Source organism: Bartonella sp. AU18XJBT (assembly GCF_028618595.1).
GTDB lineage: Bacteria > Pseudomonadota > Alphaproteobacteria > Rhizobiales > Rhizobiaceae > Bartonella.
The window spans coordinates 1-1,598 of sequence record NZ_JAQITE010000127.1 but is presented as its reverse complement, the minus strand read 5'-3'; the positions used below and the strand labels follow the sequence as shown (position 1 = coordinate 1,598).

Sequence of the window (1,598 nt, the reverse complement as noted above, 5' to 3'; positions counted from 1 at the left end):
TTATTGAACAGGTTTTCCTAAAAACGTTCCAATTTTGAGTTTGGATTCGCAAACAGTATCTGTTGCCTCCAAAACAACTTTTGTTAAAGTGGCAGGGGAAGTGGATGAAGCAGATGATAATGATGACGATCTCACCATGGAAAGTGCTGATCCTTTAAGCCTTTCAAAAGATAGTTTGTAACTCATAAGAAATGCTATCAAGACTATTATGGTTATGAGTTTTGAAGAGGTTTTGAGTTTTGACGGTTGCTGCTTTTATATAAAAAAATAGCAAAAAATAAAAATGTTATATTTCAAGTGGTTAGTATTTTACAGATCTTTAAAAAACAACCTATATCGACATTACAACCTATAAATTCAACTAATAATATACGTTTTGAGGGGGTTTTGACGATTTTTATACCTTCAAAACCTATAAGCAAAATGAATATACATAACTCTCTTTAAACAAAGCTTTTGAAAATAATAAAGCTATCATTTTAGATTACGGTATAACCTCTTAAAGGCAATGTAAAAAAATCTAATTCACTTTAAGATGGGATTTCTTAAAAGTCTTAAAGCAATCCAAAGTAGAGTATCTAAAAGTGCAAGTTTTTTCTTTTTAGAATAACGCATATAAACACTCCTTTTAAAGATTAGATGTAAGCAATTTATAAAGGGGGTATAGGAACCTATAGCTATAAGACCTTATACCCCTTATGCGTTTATCATAACCATTATGTGAGCATGCTTTATAAGTTATTCAGTTTCTCTTAATACCAAATTTGGTAAGTTTTTAACGATTTTCATTGTTTCTAAACTTACAGTAATAACCCTTTGAAATAATTTTAGAGGGTAGGCAGGGTTGCCAATGGTTTCAACAGCATAACGATTGGCATCATTAACAATACCACTCTTTTTATCTGTTTTTACACATTGACGCCCCATAACCCATTCAAGAGCGGGTTTGCCATTGACGATATACTCATAAGCTTCAAGAGGAATATCTGTTATTGTGATGTTGCTATTGTAAATAACCGTCGATTTATCCTTTTCCTTACTATTTTTAATTTTTGCGAATTTCATTTCTGTTACGTAATAGAATTTTTCAGGATTAGAGATCTCTGTTTGTTTTGGATTACCCTTTTTAAAGGTCACTGGATAGGGCTCTAGATCTTCATAATTCACGTGTAAATGACCGAGTTCACGCCCTGCTGTTACAAACTTCCAAAAATCATCAGCACTCTTTACACAAGGAATACGAGGCAACTCTTTACATAAATTATGAGCATAACGGGTACGGTAATCTTCTGAGTGTAAGATTCCATAAACGTAATAGAACAAATCATCTTTCGTGATAGTTTCATTAGGATAAGCCGCTTGAAAATGTTCTAATCCTTCATCAGTTATGGCATCACGCCTGTGTAAACCAGTACTTTTACTTTCTTCTGTAGAATTCGTAAACAAATGGGATTGTTGCTTATTTTTACCTTTTGAAACCGTAGTATCATCATAAATATAGCGTGGAAAGCATTGACCTGTATCTATTGCGTGAAGGTTAGGTAAATCCTTACTCATCAAAACAGAAAAACCACTTCTTGCTCCTATACCTGTAAGTT

2 protein-coding genes are annotated in these 1,598 nt (G+C 32.9%); one reads left to right on the top strand and one right to left on the bottom strand.

Features of this window, described 5'->3' with window-relative positions:
* Positions 1-34: 34 nt before the first annotated feature.
* Positions 35-181, top strand: a complete 147-nt coding sequence (locus tag PVV60_RS10450; protein WP_273724666.1) for a hypothetical protein — start codon at positions 35-37, stop codon at positions 179-181.
* A 557-nt stretch (positions 182-738) separates the two neighbouring features.
* On the opposite strand, the gene PVV60_RS10445 is transcribed toward PVV60_RS10450, so the two are convergent.
* A partial coding sequence (locus PVV60_RS10445; RefSeq protein WP_342752818.1) for a type ISP restriction/modification enzyme occupies positions 739-1,598 on the bottom strand: 860 nt, incomplete at its 5' end.